Raw genomic sequence first — 18,881 nt, 5'->3', positions numbered from 1 at the left:
TTATAACATTCCTTTTGTAGATGGCAAAACCATTTTATCTACATCCCGTTTTACCGCCATTTTAATTGCTTTTGCAAAAGCTTTAAATATCGCTTCTATTTTATGATGCTCATTTGCACCTTCAGCTTTTACATTTAAGTTCGCTTTTGCTCCATCAGTAAATGATTTAAAGAAATGTAAAAACATTTCTGTTGGCATATCTCCTACCATTTCACGATTAAATTCAGCATCCCAAACCAGCCAATTTCTACCACCAAAATCGATAGCTACTTGCGCTAAACAATCATCCATAGGCAAGCAGAATCCATAACGCTCTATACCTAATTTTGTTCCTAAAGCTTTATGAAACACTTCACCCAAAGCTATTGCAGTATCTTCAATCGTGTGGTGCTCATCAACTTCTAAATCACCATTTACTTTAATATCCAAGTCCATTTGACCATGACGTGCCAATTGGTCTAACATATGATCAAAGAAAGCCAAACCTGTTTTGATGTCGCTTTTTCCTGTTCCATCAAGGTTTACTTTTATTTGAATATCCGTTTCGTTCGTTTTTCTACTAATTGATGAGACTCTATCTTTTAACTTTAAAAACTCATATATTTTTTCCCAATCATTAGTTTCAGTTGCAATAAAAGCATCTAATTCATCACGCTTTACCGTAATTTCACCTGTGCCTAAATTGGTTTCATCATTTATAAAAATACCTTGTGCACCAAGGTTTTTAGCTAATTCCATATCTGTTAATCGATCACCTATTACAAAAGAATTTGCTAAATCATATTCATCAGAAAAATATTCTCTTAATAAACCTGTACCTGGTTTACGCGTATTGGCATTTTCATGTGGAAAGGTACGGTCTAAAAATACCTTATCAAATACAACACCTTCATTTTCAAAAGAATTCATGATAAAGTTATGTACTGGCCAAAAAGTATCCTCAGGAAAAACATCAGTACCTAAACCATCTTGGTTGGTAATCATCACCAATTCATAATCTAGCTCTTTAGCTATTTTACCCAAAAATGTAAACGCTTTTGGATAAAAAGTCATTTTATCAAATGCATCAATTTGCTCGTCTACCGTTTCCTTAATGATCGTACCATCTCTATCTATAAAAAGTACTTTTTTCATACTATTGAATTTCTTTTAAAACTTGAATTAGTCTCTGATTTTCTTCTTTTGTACCCACTGTAAACCTAAGTGTATTTTCACATAAAGGCTGTGTTGTTCTATTACGAACTACAATACCTTTTTTTAACAACTGTTTGTATCGCTCTGTAGCATTATCAAGCTTTGCTAAAACAAAATTAGCATCTGTATCATAAACTTTTGACACAAATTTAAGTTGAAGTAATGCTTTAGATAGCAAATCTCTTTCCACTAATATATCAGCTACTTCACTTTTTACTTTATCTAAATTCAATACACGTTCTAAAGCTCTTTTTTGAGTCAGCTCATTAACGTTATATGGTGGCTTAATTTTATTTAAAACAGCAATTATTTCTTCTGACGCATAACAAACACCCAACCTAATACCTGCCATACCGTAAGCTTTAGATAATGTTTGTGTCACTATTAAATTAGAATAACTTGATAATTCAGATAACCAAGATTCTTCTTTTGAAAAATCAATATATGCCTCATCAATTACTACTACTCCATTAAATTTTTCTAACAACTCAATAATTTTATTTCTAGAAAAACTATTTGCAGTTGGGTTATTTGGCGAACATAAAAACAACAGCTTTGAATTTGAATTAGCCGCTGAAAGAATCTGTTCAACATCAGGTTCAAAATCAGAAGTTAATAAAACCTCCTTGTTTTCAATATTATTAATCCCAGACAGTACTTTATACATGCCATATGTTGGTGGTAATGTGATAATATTGTCTTGTTTAGGCTCACAAAATGTTCTAAAAATAAAATCTAAAACTTCATCACTACCATTACCAAAAAGAATGTTTGATGAGTTTAATCCTTTTTGAGAAGCTAAAACCTCTTTTAAACCACGCTGTTGTGGATCAGGATATCTATTTACACCATTTTCAAACGGATTTTCATTAGCATCTAAAAACACCATTTCAGAACCATCAGAGACATACTCGTCACGTGCTGACGAATACGGACTTAAGCCATTTACGTTTTCACGAACTAGGGCTTGTATATTCACTTTACTCATCATCAAGATTATTTAAACGTAATGTAACAGCGTTTTTATGCGCTTGCAAACCTTCAGCTTCTGCCATTAATTCAATCGCATTTCCAATTTCTTGCAAACCTTCTCGTGATATTTTCTGAAAAGTCATACTTTTCATGAAGCTATCTAAATTAACTCCACTATATTGTTTCGCGTAACCATTTGTTGGCAACGTATGGTTTGTTCCTGATGCATAATCTCCCGCACTTTCTGGTGTATAATTTCCAATAAATACAGAGCCAGCATTGGTAATTGCACGTAAATATGATTCTTCATCTGATACACAAACTATATAATGTTCTGGGCCATATTCATTAATTAATTCTTGTGCCGTTTCATCATCCTCTACAAAAATTAACTTGCTGTTATCTATCGCTTTTTGAGCAATTTCTTTACGAGGTAAATCATTAATTTGCAACACAATCTCTTTTTCAACTTCTTCAAGTAATTGTTTAGATAATGACACTAATATTACTTGACTATCAATACCATGCTCTGCTTGGCTTAATAAATCTGAAGCTACAAAAGAAGCATTGGCACTATCATCAGCAACGACCAACAACTCACTTGGCCCTGCAGGCATATCAATAGCAACTCCATACTTTGTAGCAATCTGTTTTGCAACGGTTACATATTGATTTCCTGGTCCAAAAATCTTATATACCTGAGGAATTGTTTGCGTACCAAATGTCATTCCTGCGATTGCTTGAATACCTCCTACTTTAAATATTTTTGTTACTCCACAAAGGTTAGCTGTATATAATATAGCTGGATGTATTTTTCCTTCTTTATTTGGTGGCGAACACAAAACAATTTCCGTACAACCTGCAATATTTGCAGGAACAGCCAACATTAAAATTGTAGAAAACAAAGGTGCTGTACCTCCAGGAATATACAAACCCACTTTTTCAATTGGTCTTTTTACCTGCCAACAATCTACACCTGTTACCGTTTCAACATGAACACTTTCAGTTTGTTGTGCAGCATGAAACTTTTCTATATTGTCTTTTGCTAATAAAATTGCTTCTTTTAATTCAACAGAAACAAGGCTATTTGCTTCAACAATTTCATCATCAGAAACTAAAAGATTTTCAACAGCAACAGCAACACCATCAAATTTTTCTGTATATTTTTTAATAACAGAATCTCCTTCATTCAAAACTTCACCAAAGACTTGATCAACAGTACTTTCAATATCTGCAACTGTTTTTGTAGGTCGCTTAAGAAGCGTTTTCCAATCTTTTTTTTCAGGATTATATATCTTATTCATAACAACTACTCCTCAAATTTCTTAATCATGTGATAACCTAAAGGCTCAAAACCTTTGCGTTCCCAGAATTTTTTTCCTTTTTCATTATGCTGATAACAGTTTACTTCTGCACCAATGCAATCGATACTTTTCGCATAATCAAATAACCAATTCATCATTAATTCTCCAATACCCGCACTGCGGTATGCTTCTTCTACAAAAACATTATCTGGCTCAACATGCTTACCCGCATATAGTTTATTTAACACCCAAAACCCACAACAAGCTATCAATTTACCTGCATCGTAAACTCCAATACATTGGTACGTTCCCATTTCAAGTATACTTTTTAATCTGCTTTTCAGAATTTCACCTGAAAATTTACCTTTATTTAACTGAATAACCAAAGGAATTATCAATTCCATTTCATCGTATGGAATCAACGTTATTTTAAAATTGTTCTTCATAACAAAACAATGTTATAAAACCATTTTCTCTATAGGGCAAACCAAGATTCCTTCAGCTCCTGCTTGCTTTAATTCATCAATAACTTCCCAGAAAGAATCTTTTGCAATTACGGTATGAACCGAACTCCATCCCTCCTCCGCTAAAGGCAAAACAGTTGGACTACGCATACCAGGCAACAATTCTAAAATCTTAGGCAACTTATCATTTGGTGCGTTTAACAACACATATTTAGATTGTCTTGCGCGTAAAACAGATTGTATTCTAAATCGTAATTTTTCAAGTATTTCTTTTCTCTCCTCAGAAATTTTAGATGAAACCGCTAAAACAGCTTCACTCTTCAACATCACTTCTACCTCTTTAAGGTTATTCTTAAAAAGCGTACTACCGCTTGAAACGATATCACAAATACCATCTGCCAAACCAATATTTGGTGCAATTTCCACAGAACCATTTATAATGTGAATTTCTGCTGTAACACCTTTATCTTTTAAATAATTTGTTACTGTGTTCGGGTATGATGTTGCAATACGCTTTCCTTGGAAATCTTTTACAGAAGTATACTCAACTCCTTTAGGTACAGCTAAAGAAACTTTGCATTTTGAAAAACCTAACTTTTCTGCTATTGAAATATCTTCCCCCTTTTCTATCAATACATTTTCACCAATAATAGCTATATCAACTACACCATCTCTTAAGTATTGAGGAATATCACCATTACGCAAGTAAAAAACTTCCATTGGAAAGTTGCGAGACGATGCTTTTAACTGATCTTTTCCGTTATCAATAGAAATACCACAATCTTTTAAGATTCCGATAGAATCATCATTTAAACGTCCTGATTTCTGAATAGCAATTCTAATTTTTGTCATTTCTTTTTGTTTGTTGTTTGGCAATCAAAAAAAGCTTAAAAATAAAACCCGTTTGATTGCTCAAACGGGTTTAAAATATGTTGCACTACTACAATACATTTCTACCTCGCTTGAAAGCAAGTATAAAAATGATGATGATGTGTAGTTTGATTTCTCATTATACTGTAAAAGTAAAATTATTTTTAGATTGAAAAAATAAAAAATCACTTTTTTAACAACAATTTGCCTTTTATTGTAAAACCTAACAATAAATTAATTATTTCCTAAAATCAATGGCAGTCCTGAATCACCACTACCTACTACTACTATTTTTGAGTTTGGTGATTCTGCTAATTTTAAAGTAGCATCAATACCTTTATCTTTTAAAATTTGATCATTTAATGACGCACTTAAAATACGGTTAGCATCAGCCTTACCTTGAGCTTCAATAGTTACCTTCTCTGCTTCTTTCTTAGCTGTAACAAGTCTAAACTCATATTCTAAAGATTCTTGCTCTTGTCTAAGCTTACGTTCAATTGCTTCTTTAATAGTTGGTGGTAATGTTACATCACGAACTAAAATTTCATTTAACTGAATGTATTCATCTTTTACGATTTTTTGAGTTTCATCAAAAATCTCTTGCTGAATAGCATCTCGCTTACTTGAATATAATTGTTCTGGCGTATAACGACCAACTACTGAACGTGCCGCAGATCTTATTGTTGGTAACAAAACTCTTTGAACATAATCTTCTCCTTTTTCTTGGTGTAGTTTTCCTAACTCTCCGCGAATAGGTTCAAACCAAGCGGAAGCCTCTAATTTTATATCAAGACCATTACTAGATAAGACATTCATTTTCTCTAACACTTCTTGCTGTCTTACTTCGTAAACAAAAACTTTATTCCATGGTGCTACAACATGAAAACCTTCTCCTAATGGCGGTTCATCTGTTACAACTCCGTTTCCGAATGTTTTATACAACACTCCTGCCTCACCAGAATTTATTGTTACTGCTGATTTTGATATAAGAATTACGACAGCTACAAAAGCGAAAACTATTGGTAATGCAATTTTTGGTAATTTGTCCATTTTATTATTTATTTTTAATGTAATGTGTGAGTTATTTATATTAATCCGTTATATTTTCTGATAAACCATTCTAAAGAAAAAGAAAGTATTATTAAAGCTAACAACAATCGGAAATCGACCAAAGAACTTACTTTACCTGTACTTTTTTGTGTGGGTAGATATTTTGAACCTAATGTTAATTCGCTAATTAGCTCTCCAATTTTTTCAGGGTAAAATACTTTACCTGCTGTATTGGTCGCTAAATTTTCCAATTTGTTATTGTTTGATGCTAAAAACTGCTGTTCCACATCAAAATCAAGAATTTTAAATTTACCTGACTTGTTAATTTTCTGACCTTCAACCGAAACTGTGAAGTTATAATCACCTGCTTCTAAATCACTTAAATCAGCTTGATAAAAATTACCTTTTAACAACATCGGAATTTCTTTTGTGTTGTTTAATTTCAAAACTAATTTTGCTTTAGAATCAAAAACAAAAGTCTCATCAAAATAAGTTGCATTCACCTTAGCATTACCAACACCCTCATAAACAGATTTATACTCAATATTTAATCTGTTTTTAGTTGTAGTTTCAGATAAAAATAATATTAGCTTTCCTATAAATTGATCAAAATTTTCAAAATTTTGATGATTTCGATAGTCTTGCAAACGCCATTTCCAGATACCTTCACCAAATAACACCGCATTCTTAACATCATCAGGTTCTGTGATTGCCAATAATGAATTAGACAAATCTACCCCTCTAATATTCATACTTAATAAAGACTCATGAATACCCGAAAAAATTGCTTCACCAGAACTATTTAACAATGGCGGATAATTATCAGCCTGAAAATTTGAAACATCGTATCGCGAAAATGAAGTATTCAAAACCCCCAAAACTTCTTGAGTAGGATAATCTGTATTTACATTAAATTTTGACTGTATTTTATTCAAAAACACCAAATCCGTATTAGTACCTACTATAGTAAATACACCTACTTTTTTATTGTTTACGAAATCATACACTGTAGTAAAAGAAGCTGTTGGCTGATAGAATACAAAAACATCAAAATCATCAAGAACATCTTGCTTTGCATTTGGTTTAATAATTACTGCAGACCGTTGTTCATTACTTTCTATCGCTTTTTTCAAAGCACCTATATCTGGATGATTTAATGTAGATACAATTGCAACTTTAGTTTTTTCATCTATTACCTCTACCGCAATTGTTTTTTTATTGTTAACTATATTCTTTTCGTTTTCTAAACTACCTACATTAATCGAAATTGTCTTTACTCCTACTTCTGTAGCACTTATAAGTGTATTTATTTTTTTTGAAGAAACAGAATTTGACAATTTTACTTGTTCTTTATATACATTTTTTCCATTAACAGCTATATTTACTGGCAGGCTTACATTTTTATTCCCTTGATAAGAAACATAGAACTCAATAGGAAACTTATTCTTTAAGAATGCATACTTATTTGCATTAACCTGACTAATCCGAACATCTTCAAATTTGGTAGTATCACCAACTATAATTGGATAAATTGGAAAATTTAATTGTTCACTGTAAAACTCATAATCCTGACCAATGGTTTGATTTCCATCTGAAAGTAATACAGCAACAGTATTTGATTTTGAATAAACTTCAGAGATAGATTTTAATGCATTTGAAATATCCGTCTTTTTATCAGAAAAACTTAACGAATCAAAACTTCGAATACTTTCTCCAAATTGATAAGTTTTAATAGCAAACTTATCCGCTAATTCATCATTACTTTTTAACTGATCTATAGCTTTTTGAATTGAAGCCTTATTTTTTGCTACAGAACTTGAATTATCAACCAAAATAGTAAGATTAACTTTTTCTACACTTAAGCTCTTACTTTTAAATTTAGGGTTAATTAGCAACAAAAAGAGTGAAAACACCCCTGTAAAACGTAAAAAAGAGAGTAAAACAGTTGTTTTATCTCTCTTCTTGTTTTTATAAAAATATTGAAACCATACTATTACCAAAGCAATAATTACTGCTAATATGATAAGTAATAGGGTTTGTATTTGCATAATTAAATTTAGTGAATATTAATTTTATTCACGATTTAGGTTAACATACCACCATCAACATTTAATACTTGACCAGTAACATATGCCGATAAATCTGATGCAAAAAACAGACAAGCGTTTGCTATATCTTCAGTACTCCCACCTCTTTTTAATGGAATACCATTTCTCCACCCTTGAACAACTTTCTCATCTAACTTTTCAGTCATTTCAGTTTCAATAAAACCAGGAGCAATTGCATTACAACGAATGTTTCTCGAGCCTAACTCTAACGCTACAGATTTTGTAAACCCAATCATACCGGCTTTTGAAGCCGCATAATTTGTTTGACCAGCGTTACCTTTTACACCAACAACACTACTCATGTTAATAATAGAACCTTTACGTTGTTTCAACATTGTACGCTGAACAGCTTTAGTCATATTAAAGACAGACTTTAAATTGATTTCAATAACAGAATCAAAATCTTCTTCAGCCATACGCATTAAAAGATTGTCTTTTGTAATACCCGCATTATTAATTAATACATCAATAGCACCACCAAAATCTTCTAATACTTTTGCAACTAAAGCTTCTGATTCACTAAAACTAGCTGCATTACTTTTATATGCCTTTGCTTTAACACCTTTAGCTTCTAATTCTTTTTCCAACGCTAAAGCTGGAGCCTCACTAGAACTATATGTAAAAGCTACATTTGCACCATTTTCTGCAAAAACTTGAGCAATTCCGGTACCAATCCCTCTACTTGCACCTGTTATAATTACGTTTTTACCTTCTAATAATTTCATAAGTTACTTTTTGCACTGTTGTTATTCAAATATAAGTTTTGTTTAATTTATTAACGAAAAAAAACCGCTTAAACTGAAATAACTTCAGAACAAGCGGAATTTAATTTCATGTATAAAAGGATTTTATTATCCCATTACCTCTTTAACTTTTTTACCTATTTCAGCAGGAGAATCTACAACGTGAATTCCACATTCTTTCATAATTACTTTCTTAGCTTGTGCAGTATCATCGCTACCACCAACAATAGCACCAGCATGACCCATTGTTCTACCTGCAGGAGCAGTTTCACCAGCAATAAAACCTACAATAGGTTTTTTACTACCGCTTTCTTTGTACCATTTAGCTGCATCAGCTTCTAATTGACCACCTATCTCACCGATCATAACAACACATTCTGTTTCTGGATCGTTGATTAATAACTCAACAGCTTCCTTAGTAGTTGTTCCAATAATTGGATCACCACCAATACCAATAGCTGTAGTTATACCTAAACCTTGACGAACTACTTGATCAGCAGCTTCATATGTTAATGTTCCTGATTTAGAAACAATACCTACATTTCCTTTTTTGAATACAAAACCTGGCATAATACCAACTTTAGCTTCACCCGGAGTAATAACACCTGGACAGTTAGGGCCAATTAAACGACAATCCATATTTTTTATATAGTTTGAAGCTTTTACCATATCAGCTACAGGAATACCCTCTGTAATTGTAATAATAACTTTAATACCTGCATTTGCAGCTTCCATAATTGCATCGGCAGCAAAAGCTGGCGGAACAAATATAATAGTAGTGTCTGCTCCTGCTTTTTCAACAGCCTCTAAAACAGTATTAAAAACTGGTTTTCCTAAGTGTTCTTGTCCACCTTTACCTGGCGTAACACCACCTACGATGTTTGTACCATATTCAATCATTTGTTCAGCATGAAAGGTACCTTCACTACCTGTAAAACCTTGAACAATTATTTTGGAATCTTTATTGACTAAAACACTCATTTTATATCTATATTAATTATTGCTGTTACAAAAATATGGCTTTGAAAACAATTTCTAAAGTATTTCTTATGCTTATTTTTGTTGAATTTTGTTTAAAATTTTAGGGATTTGTTTAATATAAGCTAATTGCTTTAATTTTTCTCTAGCCTCTTCTACAGGACTACCAAAATAGGTTTTGTGACCTTCAATAGATTTAGAAATACCTGTTTGCGCTAATACTACCGCTTTTTCACCAATAGTAATTGCACTTGTTACACCAACTTGACCCCAAAGTGTTACTTCATCTTCAATAACAACACAACCAGCAATACCTGTTTGCGAAGCTATTAAACATTTTTCACCTATTACAGTATCATGCCCAATATGAACTTGATTGTCAATTTTAGTTCCTTTTTTTACTCTGGTATCACCAGTAACACCTTTATCTAAAGTACAAAGCGCCCCTATATCAACATTGTCTTCTATTACTACACGACCACCCGATAATAACTTATCAAAACCTTCAGGTCTGTTTTTATAATAAAACGCATCGGAACCTAAAACAGTACCTGAATGAATGGTAACATTATTACCAATAATACAATTATCATAAATAGAAACATTTGCATGAATAGTGCAATTATCTCCTATTATCACGTTATTACCAACAAAGGTATTTGGCTGAATAACCGTGTTCTTTCCTATTTTAGCTGTTACAGCTATGTTCTTATTTGCTTTTTGAAAAGGCTTAAAGTAATTTGTTAATTTATTGAAATCACGAAAAGGATCATCTGATATCAACAACCCTTTACCTTCCGGACAAGCTACATTTTTGTTAATCAAAATTGTAGTTGCTTTTGATTGTAAAGCTTTATCATAATATTTTGGATGATCTACAAAAACAATATCACCAGCTTCTACTACATGAATTTCATTCATACCCAAAACCTGAAAACCTGAGTCTCCAATATATTCAGATTGAATAATACTTGCAATTTGTTCTAGCGTATGCGGAACTGGAAATTTCATTACCTTAAATTTTATAAAGAATAGCTTTATTCTTTTACACGCTCCATGTAAGAGCTAGATGAAGTATCTATTTTAATTTTATCACCTTCATTTATAAATAAAGGAACATTAATTTCTGCTCCAGTTTCCACTTTTGCAGGTTTAGTAGCATTAGTAGCTGTGTTACCCTTTACTCCTGGCTCCGTATAAGTTACTTCTAAAATAACACTAGCAGGCATATCTACAGATAGAGGCATACTATCTTCCGTATTAAAAAGGATTGTTACAACTTCACCTTCTTTTAATAAACCTGGTGCATCTAATGAGCTTTCTTCAAGAGTAATTTGATTATAATCTTGCGTGTTCATAAAATGGTAAGTTTGTCCTTCAGGATATAAATATTGATATGAACGAGTTTCAACGCGTACATCCTCAATCTTACTACCTCCTGAAAACGTATTATCTAAAACTTTTCCAGAAGTTACACTCTTTAATTTTGTACGTACAAACGCTGGGCCTTTACCTGGTTTTACATGTAAAAATTCAATAATTTTAAAAATATCGTTGTTATAACGGATGCAAAGACCTTTTCTAATATCTGATGTAGATGCCATATTTTTTTATTTTTTGTTAGTTCAAAAAAAACTAACCTTAATTTTTCTTAATTTATTGATTAGTTAGTACTAAAATACCCTTTCATAATTCCTCTTTGCGAGTCTCTAATAAACTGGAGAATTTCATCTCTTTCAGGAGTTGCCTCCATTTCAGCTTCAATAATTTGAACTGCTTGGGAGTTATTGTAGTTCTTTTGATAAAGTATTCTATAAATATTTTGCACCTCTCTAATTTTTTCTGATGGTATACCTCTTCTTCTAAGGCCCACAGAATTAATCCCTACATAAGAAAGAGGCTCACGTGCAGCTTTTACATACGGTGGAACATCTTTACGAACTAAAGAGCCTCCTGTAACAAAAGCATGTTGTCCTATTGATACAAATTGGTGTACCGCAACTAAACCTGCAAGAATTACATTGTCTCCAATAGTAACATGACCTGCTAATGTTGAATTATTAGAAAAAATACAGTTATCACCAACTAAGCAATCGTGGGCTACATGGCAATAAGCCATTATTAGGCAGTTTTTACCAATAACCGTTTTCATACGGTCTGAAGTTCCTTTGTGAATTGTTGCACACTCCCTAATTGTAGTATTGTCACCAATTACGACTGTAGTTTCTTCGCCTTGATATTTTAAATCTTGTGGAGATCCTGAAATAACCGCACCTGGAAAAATATTGCAATTTTTACCAATTCGTGCGCCTTCCATTATAGTTACATTTGAACCAATCCAAGTTCCTTCACCAATAATTACATTATTGTGAATTGTCGTAAAAGGCTCAACAACAACATTTTTAGCGATTTTAGCTCCTGGATGAATATATGCCAGTGGTTGATTCATTCTATTTCTTTTTAGCTATTTGCGCCATTAATTCTGCTTCACATACTACTTTATTATTTGCATAAGCATAAGCTTGCATGTGACATATACCTCTTCTTATTGGCGTAATAAGGCTACAGTGAAAAGTTAAAGTATCACCCGGAAGTACTTTTTGTTTAAATTTAACATTATCCATTTTCATGAAAAATGTCAAGTAATTTTCTGGATCAGGTACAGTACTTAAAACTAAGATACCGCCCGTTTGTGCCATTGCTTCAACTTGTAAAACACCTGGCATTACTGGAGCTCCTGGAAAATGACCAACAAAGAAATTTTCATTCATTGTTACATTTTTCATTCCTACGACATGCGTATCAGATAATTCTAAAATACGATCAATCAACAAAAATGGAGGTCTATGTGGCAACATATCCATAATTTGATGAATATCCATCAAAGGTGGTTGCGTTAAATCATATTGAGGAACTTTATTACGCTTCTCTAATTTTATGATTTTAGCTATTTTTTTAGCAAACTGCGTGTTCACAAAATGTCCAGGCTTATTAGCAATAACTTTACCTTTAATGCGAATACCTGCTAATGCCAAATCTCCAATAACATCAAGTAATTTATGACGTGCTGCCTCATTGGGGTGATGTAAAGTCAAATTATCTAATATTCCGTTAGGTTTAATTGATAGTTTCTCTTTATTAAAAGCTGTTTCAAGCTTTTTCATTGTCTCGTCAGAAATTTCTTTATCTACATAAACAATCGCATTATTAAGGTCCCCACCTTTTATAAGACCATTTTCTAATAACATTTCTAATTCATGTAAAAAACTAAAAGTTCTCGCTTCAGATATTTGTTCTTTAAAGTCCGACAAATGCTCTAAAGTTGCATTTTGAGTACCTAAAACTTTAGTACCAAAATCTACCATTGTTGTAACTTGGTATTCCTCTGAAGGAATAACAGTAATTTCACTTCCTGTTTCTTCATCTCTATATGAAATAACCTCTTTTACAACATATATTTCTCTATCTGCTTCTTGCTCAACATAACCTGCTTTTTCAATAGCTTCTACAAAGAATTTTGACGAACCGTCCATAATTGGAGGTTCTGGAGCATTTAATTCTATTAAAACATTATCAACTTCAAGACCAACTAATGCAGCCAAAACATGCTCAGATGTTTGAATTTTAACGCCTCTTTTTTCAAGATTTGTACCTCTTTGTGTATTTACTACATAAGTAGCATCTGCCTCAATAATTGGTTCCCCTTCTAAATCTGTACGTTTAAATGCATACCCATGATTTTCTGGTGCTGGTACAAATTTCATAGTTACATTTTCCCCTGTATGCAACCCTACTCCTGAAAGTGTGACTTCTTTCGCAATTGTTCGTTGTTTGTTATTACTCACGGCCAATTTTTTTTTCTAATTCGTTAATCCTCGTTATTATTTTCGGTAAATTTTTAAAATGTACGTATGATTTATTATAATCACCATAATTTAGAGCTGGTGAACCTTGAATAGCTTCTCCATCTTTTATATTTCTTCCGATACCTGATTGTGCTTGTATTCGAACATTATTGCCTATTGAAATATGACCAACAATACCTACTTGACCACCAATCATACAATGCTTTCCTATTTTGGTAGAACCTGCAATACCAGACTGTGCAGCAATTACAGTATGCTCACCAATTTCAACATTATGAGCAATTTGTATTTGATTATCAAGCTTGACTCCTCTTCTTATAATTGTAGAACCAAGTGTCGCTCTATCAATCGTAGTTCCTGCTCCAATATCAACATTATCTTCAAGAATAACATTTCCTGTCTGTGGAATTTTACTAAATTCACCTTCTGCATTTGGCGCAAAACCAAATCCATCAGAACCAACAATTGACCCACTGTTTATAATGCAATTATTACCAATAATACATTCTGAATAAATCTTTGCACCTGCAAAAACTACAACATTATCAGCTATTGTAACATTGTCCCCTACATATGCATTAGGGTAAATCTTTACATTATTACCAATAGTGACATTTTCACCTATATAAGCAAAAGCACCTATATAACAGTCTTTACCATACTTAGCACTTTCTGAAATAAAAGAAGGATTTTCAACACCTGTTTTATTATTTTTTGCTTCGTGGTAGTAACTCAACAACTTAGTGAAAGACTCGTAAGCATCATCAACCTTTATTAGGGTAGTCGTTATGTTTTGTTCTGGCACAAAATCTTTATTAACTATCGTGATAGACGATTTTGTGGTATATATATGCGATTTGTATTTCGGATTTGCTAAAAAAGTAAGAGAACCTTGCTCCCCTTCTTCAATTTTAGCCAATTTATTAACTGTAATCTCTGGATCACCATCAATATCTCCTTCCAAAATTCCCGCAATTTGACTAGCTGTAAATTTCATAAAAGCAAAAGTAACAAAAATAGTTAAACCTTAAGTTTTGGGTAACACATATAATATTTAGTGCTAATTTTTGACATAGTTTTAGAACTTAATTGCTCCGAAGCCTTTACTACATCAATCATTTTCCCGTTTTCTCTTAAAATATTTATATTTTGTTTACGAGGGTTATATGCCTGATTTTTAATAACTCCTGTAAAAACAAAATAACTTATTTCGTATTCAGAAAGTTTATATTCTTTCATAAAATGATTACGATAACGTTCAAATTTTTCGTCATCAATAGGATTGTTCTTAATTTTAATATGCAGTAACTCTCTGTTAATTATCATACTACATAACTTAGCTAAAACAAAATCAGAAGAATTTTGCCACTGCTTTATAGCTGATAATATATCAACATCATCAAGCTGACCAAAAATTGCTAGATGCTCTTCTGTAAAATTATTTATACTGATTTTATTCTTCATAAAAAACAGTAAAGCTTCACTACAATTTAACTCTTCTCCCCTTGCTAACAGCTCTTTAGCTCTTTTTAATACATTTACCAATAGTTCTTCTGCTACTAATCCTGTTTTATGAAAGTAGACTTGCCAATACATAAACCTACGAGCCATCAAGAACTTTTCAACTGAATAAATACCTTTTCTTTCAACAACTAATTTATCGCCAATTACATTTAGGGTACTTAATAATCGGTCAGAATTAATATTACCTTCAGCTACTCCAGTGTAGAAACTATCACGCTTTAAATAATCAAGTCTATCTATATCTAACTGACTTGAAACCAAATGATTTAAAAACTTTTTAGGGTATTCTCCCTTAAAAATTTGAATGGTAGTAGTTAAACTTCCGTTAAACTTTTTATTCAACATTTCCATATACAACATAGAAATATGCTCATGACTTACACCTTCAACAATACTATGTTCCATTGCATGAGAAAAAGGACCATGACCAATATCATGCAAAAGTATTGCGCAATACAAACCAACTTCTTCATCTTCAGTAATCTCGACATCTTTAGCTCTAAGTACTTCTACAGCATGTTGCATTAAGTGCATACACCCAATAGCATGCTGAAACCGCGTATGGTGCGCACCTGGATACACCAAATAAGACAGTCCCATTTGAGAAATACGTCTTAACCGTTGAAAACTCGAATCTTGAATTAAGTTGAATACTAAAGAATTTGGTATATTAATTAATCCGTAAATTGGATCATTAAAAATTTCAAGTTTTTTGGATTTTATCAAATTATAAATATTTAATCTTGATACTAACTTTGCCAAAGTTATGCAAATGAATTAACTGAAGCATTTTTAAAATTATATTTTTGAATAGCTTTACAGAATAATTAAGAGAATACACATTATATATGAGCAAAATAACAATACTTTGGGTTGACGATGAAATAGACTTACTCAAATCACATATATTATTTTTAGAAAGTAAAAATTACAATGTAGTTACCTGCAAAAGCGGACAAGAAGCGCTTGAAGAAATTGCTGAAACACGTTTTGATATTGTTTTTTTAGATGAAAACATGCCTGGGATCTCAGGATTAGAGACGCTTACAGAACTAAAAGCTATTGACGCCACTTTACCAGTTGTAATGATTACTAAAAGTGAGGAAGAATATATTATGGATGAAGCAATTGGCTCTAAAATAGCGGATTACTTAATAAAACCCGTTAACCCTAATCAAATATTACTATCATTAAAAAAGAGTCTTGATAATTCTCGTTTAGTTTCTGAAAAAACAACTTCAAATTACCAACAAGAGTTTCGTAAAATAGCAATGGATTTATCAATGGTAAATTCACATCAAGAATGGGCTGATTTATATAAAAAATTAATTTCATGGGAATTGCGTTTAGAAGAAATTGAAGACTCTAGTATGTTTGAAATATTAGAATCTCAAAAAGTTGAAGCAAACAATCAGTTTGGAAAGTTTATCGATAAAAACTACGAAGACTGGTTTACAGACGAAGACGCTCCCGTTCTCTCCCATACTTTATTCAAAGAATTAGTTAAGCCTGAACTTAAAGAAAAACCAACTTTATTAGTCGTTATCGATAATTTGCGATACGACCAATGGTTAGCTTTTGAAGATACAGTGAATCCTTTTTTCAAAAAGAAAAAAGAAACTAATTATTATAGTATTTTACCCACAGCAACACAATACGCTCGTAATGCCATATTTTCAGGTTTAACACCTCTTGACATGGAAAAAAAACATCCTGAATGGTGGAAAAATGATACTGATGAAGGAGGTAAAAATTTATTTGAAGCAGAATTTTTAGGAGCTCAGCTAAAAAGATTAGGTTTAGATTTAACATGGGAATATCACAAAATAAGTAGTTTAAAACAAGGCAAAACCTTATCTCAAAATTATAAATCACAGAAGAAAAATGACTTAACAGTTATTGTCTACAATTTTGTTGATATGCTCTCACATTCCAAAACTGAAATGGAAGTAATAAAAGAACTTGCCTCTAATGACAAGGCTTACAGATCACTTACACAAAGTTGGTTTAAAAATTCACCTTTACTAGAGATTATTCAACAAGCACAAGCTATGGGTCAGAAATTGATAATCACGACAGATCACGGAACTATAAATGTAAAGCAACCTTCAAAAGTTGTAGGTGATAAAGATACTAGCTTAAACTTGCGTTATAAAACTGGCCGTAGCTTAACTTATGAGAAAAAAGATGTTTACGAAGCAACAAAGCCTAGTGATGTATACTTACCTAGCATAAATATGAGTAGCTCATTTATTTTTGCTAAAAACGATCAATTTTTTGCTTACCCTAACAACTACAATCACTATGTTAGTTATTACAGAAATACCTATCAACACGGTGGTGTTTCTCTTGAAGAAATGATTATTCCATTTGTAGTTTTAGAACCTAGATAGCATCACAATGAAAAAAGAATTTACCCAAGAGCAACTTACTGATATTGCAAAAGATATAATTGCCTCCGTTTCAACAAAAAAATTATGCTTTCATGGTGAAATGGGAGCTGGAAAAACTACTTTAATAAAAGCTTTAGTTAAAGAATTAGGTTGCTCTGGCGAAGTAAGTAGCCCTACTTTTGGTATCGTTAATGAATACGAAAAAGACAATGGAGAATTACTAGGTTACCATTTTGATTTTTACAGGCTTAATAACGAAAATGAGGCTTTAGATTTTGGAATCGAAGATTATTTACATTCCGATAACTGGTTATTTATGGAGTGGCCCGAGAAGATAAACAACTTAATTCCTGAAAATACTACAAATGTTTTCTTAAAAATTATAGACCAAAATATCCGTGAAATTTCAATACTATAAATCACACAACAACCTAAACAACAAATAATTAAGATAAAATAATTTTATTGCACAAAATTACTAATTTTCGATTAAGTGCATTACTTTAAGGTTAAAAGTCGTTTTTTTTAGTGTGCTGTGTGAAATGAGGTGCTTTTTTTCCTACATTTGATGTAAATCAATTTTAACCTTTAAATTATTTATTACGATGAACACAAAAAAAACCCTCCTTGCATTCGCAGCGATAGCTACACTTGCTCTATCTTCTTGTACTTCAACTAACGCAGAAGATGATGCTACTTACAATGATTTACAAGCAATTGAAAAAAGTAGAATTACAAAAGTACCAGCTGCTGGATAATTTTCAATAAAAAATTAAAAAAGGATTTCTACATACTAGAAATCCTTTTTTTTTGTTATTAAATTAAGTATTCTACATCAGAAGTATATTATGAAATTAAAAAAAGTAGAACCAGAAAATTCTTCAAATAAAAAAAAATCAAAAAGCATATTGATTGGTAGTCTTGTAGCTTTATTAATAGCTATTACTCCTTACTTATTTTACATATATAATTACATACCAGATCAACCAACTTTCAAATTTTGGCTCTATACATATGAAAGCAAATTCAACAACAGTATTTATGTTACTATGTGGATATTAATGGGTAAGTTAATACCTTTTCTTTTATTGATTTTATGGTTTTTCACATGTAAACATTGGTGGTACCACGTAATTCTTATACCCATAGCAATGTATGCTTTTCAAATCATAAATGTACTAGCACAAGATACCAAAAACATGGATGAAGTTGAAATTTACTGGATTATCCCTATAATGCTATTTATTACTCCATTTGTGTACTTTATAAGAGTTAAACTTTTTGATAAACATGTTTTAGGTATTGATCTAGAAGCTATGGATAAAGAACTTAAAGCTCTTAAAGAACAAGACCAAAAAGTTGAAACGCCTGTAGATAAAAAGTTGTAGATTTGTATTACTATATTACTTAGTAAT

The 18,881-nt window shown here is 31.8% G+C and carries 19 protein-coding genes; 4 read left to right on the top strand and 15 right to left on the bottom strand.

Going from position 1 to position 18,881, the window contains the following annotated elements:
* From hisB to KO500_RS07100, 15 genes are all read right to left on the bottom strand, one after another.
* Positions 1–1,134 carry a bifunctional histidinol-phosphatase/imidazoleglycerol-phosphate dehydratase HisB gene (gene hisB / locus KO500_RS07170; protein ID WP_215955841.1) on the bottom strand — a complete coding sequence of 378 codons (1,134 nt, stop codon included), beginning with the start codon at positions 1,132–1,134 and terminating at the stop codon, positions 1–3.
* A 1-nt stretch (position 1,135) separates the two neighbouring features.
* Positions 1,136–2,182 (bottom strand): histidinol-phosphate transaminase, encoded by a 1,047-nt coding sequence (gene hisC, locus KO500_RS07165; protein ID WP_215956046.1) that lies wholly within the window; start codon positions 2,180–2,182, stop codon positions 1,136–1,138.
* Positions 2,175–3,470 carry a histidinol dehydrogenase gene (gene hisD, locus KO500_RS07160; RefSeq protein WP_215955840.1) on the bottom strand — a complete coding sequence of 432 codons (1,296 nt, stop codon included), beginning with the start codon at positions 3,468–3,470 and terminating at the stop codon, positions 2,175–2,177. Before hisD ends, hisC begins: the two co-directional genes overlap by 8 nt.
* Positions 3,471–3,475: 5 nt before the next feature.
* The gene (locus KO500_RS07155; protein ID WP_215955839.1) at positions 3,476–3,916 is read right to left on the bottom strand and encodes a GNAT family N-acetyltransferase; all 441 of its coding nucleotides are present in this window, start codon (positions 3,914–3,916) and stop codon (positions 3,476–3,478) included.
* Between the two features lie 12 nt (positions 3,917–3,928).
* The gene (gene hisG / locus KO500_RS07150; RefSeq protein ID WP_215955838.1) at positions 3,929–4,786 is read right to left on the bottom strand and encodes an ATP phosphoribosyltransferase; all 858 of its coding nucleotides are present in this window, start codon (positions 4,784–4,786) and stop codon (positions 3,929–3,931) included.
* Positions 4,787–5,038: 252 nt separating this feature from the next.
* Positions 5,039–5,854, bottom strand: a complete 816-nt coding sequence (locus KO500_RS07145) for a prohibitin family protein (protein WP_215955837.1) — start codon at positions 5,852–5,854, stop codon at positions 5,039–5,041.
* Between the two features lie 35 nt (positions 5,855–5,889).
* Positions 5,890–7,902 (bottom strand): vWA domain-containing protein, encoded by a 2,013-nt coding sequence (locus KO500_RS07140; protein ID WP_215955836.1) that lies wholly within the window; start codon positions 7,900–7,902, stop codon positions 5,890–5,892.
* Between the two features lie 35 nt (positions 7,903–7,937).
* Complete coding sequence (fabG, locus tag KO500_RS07135; protein WP_215955835.1) at positions 7,938–8,687, bottom strand: 3-oxoacyl-[acyl-carrier-protein] reductase; 750 nt, start codon at positions 8,685–8,687, stop codon at positions 7,938–7,940.
* A 126-nt stretch (positions 8,688–8,813) separates the two neighbouring features.
* Positions 8,814–9,686: a succinate--CoA ligase subunit alpha gene (gene sucD / locus KO500_RS07130; protein ID WP_215955834.1), complete on the bottom strand. Its 873-nt coding sequence runs from the start codon at positions 9,684–9,686 to the stop codon at positions 8,814–8,816.
* A gap of 72 nt (positions 9,687–9,758) precedes the next feature.
* A complete protein-coding gene (locus KO500_RS07125) occupies positions 9,759–10,694 on the bottom strand; it encodes a UDP-3-O-(3-hydroxymyristoyl)glucosamine N-acyltransferase (protein ID WP_215955833.1) in 936 nt (311 codons plus the stop codon).
* 26 nt (positions 10,695–10,720) lie between these two features.
* Positions 10,721–11,287, bottom strand: coding sequence for an elongation factor P (gene efp, locus KO500_RS07120; protein WP_215955832.1), 567 nt, complete (start codon positions 11,285–11,287; stop codon positions 10,721–10,723).
* 59 nt (positions 11,288–11,346) lie between these two features.
* The gene (gene lpxA / locus KO500_RS07115; protein ID WP_215955831.1) at positions 11,347–12,132 is read right to left on the bottom strand and encodes an acyl-ACP--UDP-N-acetylglucosamine O-acyltransferase; all 786 of its coding nucleotides are present in this window, start codon (positions 12,130–12,132) and stop codon (positions 11,347–11,349) included.
* Between the two features lies 1 nt (position 12,133).
* A complete protein-coding gene (locus tag KO500_RS07110) occupies positions 12,134–13,528 on the bottom strand; it encodes a bifunctional UDP-3-O-[3-hydroxymyristoyl] N-acetylglucosamine deacetylase/3-hydroxyacyl-ACP dehydratase (protein ID WP_436835710.1) in 1,395 nt (464 codons plus the stop codon).
* A complete protein-coding gene (gene lpxD / locus KO500_RS07105) occupies positions 13,521–14,546 on the bottom strand; it encodes a UDP-3-O-(3-hydroxymyristoyl)glucosamine N-acyltransferase (RefSeq protein WP_215955829.1) in 1,026 nt (341 codons plus the stop codon). The genes KO500_RS07110 and lpxD overlap by 8 nt, the downstream gene beginning before the upstream one ends.
* A gap of 23 nt (positions 14,547–14,569) precedes the next feature.
* Positions 14,570–15,799, bottom strand: coding sequence for an HD domain-containing protein (locus tag KO500_RS07100; RefSeq protein WP_215955828.1), 1,230 nt, complete (start codon positions 15,797–15,799; stop codon positions 14,570–14,572).
* A 122-nt stretch (positions 15,800–15,921) separates the two neighbouring features.
* On the opposite strand from KO500_RS07100, the gene KO500_RS07095 reads away from it, so the two are divergent.
* From KO500_RS07095 to KO500_RS07080, 4 genes are all read left to right on the top strand, one after another.
* Positions 15,922–17,466, top strand: coding sequence for a bifunctional response regulator/alkaline phosphatase family protein (locus KO500_RS07095; RefSeq protein ID WP_215955827.1), 1,545 nt, complete (start codon positions 15,922–15,924; stop codon positions 17,464–17,466).
* A gap of 7 nt (positions 17,467–17,473) precedes the next feature.
* Positions 17,474–17,884, top strand: a complete 411-nt coding sequence (gene tsaE, locus KO500_RS07090) for a tRNA (adenosine(37)-N6)-threonylcarbamoyltransferase complex ATPase subunit type 1 TsaE (RefSeq protein WP_215955826.1) — start codon at positions 17,474–17,476, stop codon at positions 17,882–17,884.
* A gap of 187 nt (positions 17,885–18,071) precedes the next feature.
* Positions 18,072–18,224: a peptidase m28 gene (locus KO500_RS07085; protein WP_215955825.1), complete on the top strand. Its 153-nt coding sequence runs from the start codon at positions 18,072–18,074 to the stop codon at positions 18,222–18,224.
* Between the two features lie 90 nt (positions 18,225–18,314).
* A complete protein-coding gene (locus KO500_RS07080) occupies positions 18,315–18,854 on the top strand; it encodes a hypothetical protein (RefSeq protein ID WP_215955824.1) in 540 nt (179 codons plus the stop codon).
* Positions 18,855–18,881: the final 27 nt, after the last annotated feature.

This window comes from Cellulophaga baltica (assembly GCF_018861125.1).
GTDB lineage: Bacteria > Bacteroidota > Bacteroidia > Flavobacteriales > Flavobacteriaceae > Cellulophaga > Cellulophaga baltica_A.
Note: the sequence above shows the minus strand (reverse complement) of the source record. Positions and strands in the feature narration are given on the sequence as shown.

What these genes read in the sequence shown, in the direction of transcription:
- KO500_RS07125 (WP_215955833.1), bottom strand. Translation starts at nt 10,694, where the DNA reads ATGAAATTTCCAGTTCCGCATACGCTAGAACAAATTGCAAGTATTATT.
- KO500_RS07095 (WP_215955827.1), top strand. Translation starts at nt 15,922, where the DNA reads ATGAGCAAAATAACAATACTTTGGGTTGACGATGAAATAGACTTACTC.
- KO500_RS07155 (WP_215955839.1), bottom strand. Translation starts at nt 3,916, where the DNA reads ATGAAGAACAATTTTAAAATAACGTTGATTCCATACGATGAAATGGAA.
- lpxA (WP_215955831.1), bottom strand. Translation starts at nt 12,132, where the DNA reads ATGAATCAACCACTGGCATATATTCATCCAGGAGCTAAAATCGCTAAA.
- hisD (WP_215955840.1), bottom strand. Translation starts at nt 3,470, where the DNA reads ATGAATAAGATATATAATCCTGAAAAAAAAGATTGGAAAACGCTTCTT.
- sucD (WP_215955834.1), bottom strand. Translation starts at nt 9,686, where the DNA reads ATGAGTGTTTTAGTCAATAAAGATTCCAAAATAATTGTTCAAGGTTTT.
- fabG (WP_215955835.1), bottom strand. Translation starts at nt 8,687, where the DNA reads ATGAAATTATTAGAAGGTAAAAACGTAATTATAACAGGTGCAAGTAGA.
- KO500_RS07145 (WP_215955837.1), bottom strand. Translation starts at nt 5,854, where the DNA reads ATGGACAAATTACCAAAAATTGCATTACCAATAGTTTTCGCTTTTGTA.
- KO500_RS07080 (WP_215955824.1), top strand. Translation starts at nt 18,315, where the DNA reads ATGAAATTAAAAAAAGTAGAACCAGAAAATTCTTCAAATAAAAAAAAA.
- hisG (WP_215955838.1), bottom strand. Translation starts at nt 4,786, where the DNA reads ATGACAAAAATTAGAATTGCTATTCAGAAATCAGGACGTTTAAATGAT.
- KO500_RS07140 (WP_215955836.1), bottom strand. Translation starts at nt 7,902, where the DNA reads ATGCAAATACAAACCCTATTACTTATCATATTAGCAGTAATTATTGCT.
- tsaE (WP_215955826.1), top strand. Translation starts at nt 17,474, where the DNA reads ATGAAAAAAGAATTTACCCAAGAGCAACTTACTGATATTGCAAAAGAT.
- KO500_RS07085 (WP_215955825.1), top strand. Translation starts at nt 18,072, where the DNA reads ATGAACACAAAAAAAACCCTCCTTGCATTCGCAGCGATAGCTACACTT.
- hisC (WP_215956046.1), bottom strand. Translation starts at nt 2,182, where the DNA reads ATGAGTAAAGTGAATATACAAGCCCTAGTTCGTGAAAACGTAAATGGC.
- efp (WP_215955832.1), bottom strand. Translation starts at nt 11,287, where the DNA reads ATGGCATCTACATCAGATATTAGAAAAGGTCTTTGCATCCGTTATAAC.
- hisB (WP_215955841.1), bottom strand. Translation starts at nt 1,134, where the DNA reads ATGAAAAAAGTACTTTTTATAGATAGAGATGGTACGATCATTAAGGAA.
- lpxD (WP_215955829.1), bottom strand. Translation starts at nt 14,546, where the DNA reads ATGAAATTTACAGCTAGTCAAATTGCGGGAATTTTGGAAGGAGATATT.